At 69.2% G+C, this 3,801-nt stretch carries 3 protein-coding genes; all 3 read right to left on the bottom strand.

What is annotated here, in order from left to right:
* Positions 1-152 precede the first annotated feature (152 nt).
* The 3 genes from QH195_RS16420 to QH195_RS16410 are packed head-to-tail and all read right to left on the bottom strand — an operon-like array spanning position 153 to position 3,775.
* The gene (locus QH195_RS16420) at positions 153-1,115 is read right to left on the bottom strand and encodes a phytoene/squalene synthase family protein (protein ID WP_280436015.1); all 963 of its coding nucleotides are present in this window, start codon (positions 1,113-1,115) and stop codon (positions 153-155) included.
* Positions 1,112-2,638 (bottom strand): phytoene desaturase family protein, encoded by a 1,527-nt coding sequence (gene crtI, locus QH195_RS16415; protein WP_280436014.1) that lies wholly within the window; start codon positions 2,636-2,638, stop codon positions 1,112-1,114. Before crtI ends, QH195_RS16420 begins: the two co-directional genes overlap by 4 nt.
* Before the next feature lie 51 nt (positions 2,639-2,689).
* Positions 2,690-3,775: a polyprenyl synthetase family protein gene (locus tag QH195_RS16410; protein WP_432278840.1), complete on the bottom strand. Its 1,086-nt coding sequence runs from the start codon at positions 3,773-3,775 to the stop codon at positions 2,690-2,692.
* Positions 3,776-3,801: the final 26 nt, after the last annotated feature.

The raw sequence follows: 3,801 nt of genomic DNA, 5'->3' as shown, positions 1-3,801 counted from the left end.
CCTACCCCCGGCCCCCGCCCCTCCCCCCCCCCCCGCCTGCCCCCCCTAAGGCCCCCCACCACCAAATACCCCACCCCCCCCCCCCCCCCCCCGCCCCCCCCCCGGGCCCCCCCCCCCCCCGCCCCGCCCCGCGCCGGTGCGGTGAGCTCGGGTCATGACGGCGCCACCGGGGCGCCGAGTGTGCGAGCGCGCCCGTGGCGGCGGGCCCACAGGGCACGTACGAGAGCTGATCCGGCAACGCTGACGCGCCGCACTCGACCGACCGCGGCCCGCCCGGCGAATACGGCGAAGTCGTCGGCCTCGATCCTGTCCAGGATCTCGCCGTAGAGCACCGCTGCCGTGGTGACGCAAGGCCGGGATACCGGATGCAGTAGGTCGATGCCGAGGCGGGCGGTGCGATACCAGTCGCGGGCGATGGCATGCTGGGCAGCCAGGCTCTCGCGGACCCGGGCGTCGGTGCGACGGTGGTCGCGGCACCATTGCAGTCGTGCCCGGTCCACACCGAAGGCTGCCAGTTCGTCGGCGGGCAGGTAGACCCGGCCACGATCGAGGTCTTCGGCGATATCACGTAAGAAGTTGGTGAGCTGAAACGCCTTGCCGAGCGCCACGGCGTACGGGGCGGCTTCCGCCACGGGACAGTCGGTACCCAATACCGGCAGGACCTGCAGGCCGATTACTTCCGCGGACCCGTGAACGTAGCGATCCAGGGCAGTCCGGTCCGGATAGTCGGTGACCGTCAAGTCCATCCGCATGGACTCCAGGAATGCCTGGAACAGTGCGGGATCGAGCGCATACCGTTTCGCGGTGTGACTCACCGCGGCCACGACGGAATCTCCCTCGCCGGGCGTGCGGAAACTGTCGAACAGACGCTGGGACAGGATTTCCAGGCGTACCGCGGGGCTTTCGGTGCCGGGGTCCGGCAGGTCGACGATATCGTCGGCCCAGCGAGCGAATCCGTACAGGGCATGGATCGCAGGACGTTGCGCCGGCGCGAGCAGCCGGGTGGCGAGGAAGAAAGTTCGGCCGTGGGTGGAGTTCAGGTCCCGGCACCGCCGGTATGCCACACGCAGCATCGGTTCGGTGATGCCCGCGGCATCCAATTCCGCGCCGATCATGGCCAGGAACTCGTTGCGTGGGCCAGGGTGGTGCGCGCAGTTGCGGCACGGACACCGGTGATGCGATCGGCCGCCAAGCGGCCCGACAGCAATGCGGTGGGCACCCCCACCCCCGGGACGGTGCCACATCCGGCCAGGACCGCGTTCGAGACCCCGCGCGGTAGATTCGCGGGCCGGAACGGCCCGGTCTGGGCGAGAGTGTGGGCGAGCGAGAACGGCGTACCCGCCCGCATTCCCTGGCGGGCCCAGTCGATCGGACTCATCAGGTGCACGATCTCGGCATGCTCGGCGAAGCCGGGGACCAGGCGCCGGTCGACGATCTCCGCCAGTTCCCGGCTGTAGGACCGAGCTCGGTGCTGCCAGCCGAGGTGTGGACTGCGTTCGAGGTTGGGTACCGGCGCCAGGACGTAGTACAGGTCGCGGCCGGCCGGGGCCAGCGACGGATCGGACGCGGTGGGCCGGGTGACCAGCAGAGAGGGATCGCGCATGAGCTCACCTCGGCTGATCAGCTCGTCGAACGTACTCGTCCACGCGTCGCCGAACAGCACACTGTGGTGGGCGGTGGCCGCACCGGCCGGCATGCCGGCATGCAGCACCAGCGCCGACGGCGCGGGTTGTATCCGTCCCGGGCGACGAGGGCGCCGGCCCAACAGCCGGTAGGCGGTGTCGAGTTCCGTGGCCACCACCACGGCATCACTGGCGATTCGCTGACCGTCGGCGGTGTGTACGGCGGTGACCCGGGGACCGCGCCGCTCCAATTCGGTGACGGTGCGGTCGTAATGGAACACCACACCCGCATCGCGGGCCGCGGCGGCCAGAGCGTCCGGTAACGCCCGCATCCCGCCACGTGGGAAGTACACGCCGCCGACGGTATCCATGTAGGCGATCACCGCATACAGTGCCAGCGCACGCTGCGGCGACACTCCGGCATACAGGGACTGGAAGGTGAAAACCCGCTGTAGTCGCGGATCGGTGAAGAACTGGCCGATGGCTCGGTCCATGCTGCGGAAACCGCCCAATGCGACCAGCCGCGCCAGTGCGGGGTTCAGCAGCGATAGTGGTGAGTCGAAGTTGCTGGCGATGAAGCGGTCGAATTCGACACGGTACAGCTCGGTCAACCAAGAGCGTAATTTGCGGTAACCGGCGACGGCATCGGCGCCGGCGAACTCGAAGATGCTGTCTTCCATGGCCGCGGCGTCGCTGTGCACGTCCAAGCGACTGCCATCGGCGAAATGTGCTCGATACGCGGGCGCCACCGGATGCAGTTCGAGCCGGTCACCGATATTTTCACCGACGGCGGCGAGGGTATCGGCGACGATCTCCGGCATGGTGAGTACCGAGGGTCCGGTGTCGAGCCGGTACCCGCCGGCGTCGTGACGTCCGGCACGCCCGCCCGGTACAGGGTCGCGTTCGAGCACGGTGACCGCGCGCCCACGGCCGGCAAGGTGTAGCGCGGCAGACAGTCCGGCCAATCCCGCACCGACCACCACGACGTGGTCGGTGTTTCCGGCGACGGTGCGCATCGTTACTTCTCCCTGGTGTCCGGTTCGCTCTTCGGAGATCGGTGTGCGGATTCAGTGCTCACGCCGCGTGCACGACCAGGCCATCTTCTGTAGCGCCGCGACGGCGGCCGGATCGAGACCGCTGCGCTCGAGGATCGACTGCGCGCGCTGTAGCCGGTCGGTGATCATCTGCTCGGCGTGCTGTGGTGCGCCACTGTCGATGATCACCGTCAGCGCCGCCCGAACCGCTTCGTCGCCGAAGTCGCCACGCGACCACAATTCGTGCAACCGGGCGCGCCCGGCGGGCCCGGCCAGCAGTTCGGTCAGGGCCACGATCGTGGTGGCCTTGCGTTCCCGCAGGTCGGCACCTGCGGGCTTTCCCGTGGTGGCGGGGTCACCGAACAAGCCGAGCAGATCGTCGCGGAGCTGAAAGGCTTCGCCCACGCACGCACCGTATTCACCGAGCGCTTCCAGCACCTGTGGCGGGCAGCCGGCCATCGCCGCGCCCAGCTCCAACGGCCTGCGCACGGTGTAGTTGCCGGATTTGCGGCGGGCGATATCGAGAACGTCTTCCAGCGCGGGCGCGCGCATCGCATCGTTGAGCAGATCGGCGAGTTGCCCGACGGCCAGTTCGGCGCGCATCGCGTCATACCGCGGCCACACTCTGGCCGCCGCGGCGGCGTCGATACCACTCTCGCGCAGCATCCGCTCGGCCCAGACCAGGCACAGATCGCCCACCAATACCGCCGCGGACTCACCGAACCGCGCGGACGAACCCGATGCTCCGCGCGCGGAATGCCAGCCCGCCAAGCGAACATGGGCACTGGGGAGGCCGCGGCGGGTGCCGGATTCGTCCATGACATCGTCCTGCAGCAACGCGAACGCGTGCAGTAGTTCCAGGCTCGCCGAGGCACGGAGTGCTGCGTCGGATTCCTCTGCCCCACAGAGGTATCCGAGGTACATGAACGTCGGGCGCAGGTATTTTCCGCCGGACACGAAATCGAGCACTACCCGGCGCGGCTCGTCGAACCCCGCCACCCCGAGTTCCTCGGCGCATCGGGCGGCCACGAATTCTCCGACGTGCGCACGCAGCGAACTGTCCACCCGCGCGACCCACGCCGCGAACTGTTCCGGTCCGGCGCCCCCGGGTCGGCCGATCCGGGGTTCCCGAGCGACTCGTTGTG

The sequence above is a fragment of the Nocardia carnea genome (genome assembly GCF_029868855.1).
Classification (GTDB): domain Bacteria; phylum Actinomycetota; class Actinomycetes; order Mycobacteriales; family Mycobacteriaceae; genus Nocardia; species Nocardia carnea_A.
Note: the sequence above shows the minus strand (reverse complement) of the source record. Positions and strands in the feature narration are given on the sequence as shown.

What these genes read in the sequence shown, in the direction of transcription:
- crtI (WP_280436014.1), bottom strand. Translation starts at nt 2,638, where the DNA reads ATGCGCACCGTCGCCGGAAACACCGACCACGTCGTGGTGGTCGGTGCG.
- QH195_RS16420 (WP_280436015.1), bottom strand. Translation starts at nt 1,115, where the DNA reads ATGATCGGCGCGGAATTGGATGCCGCGGGCATCACCGAACCGATGCTG.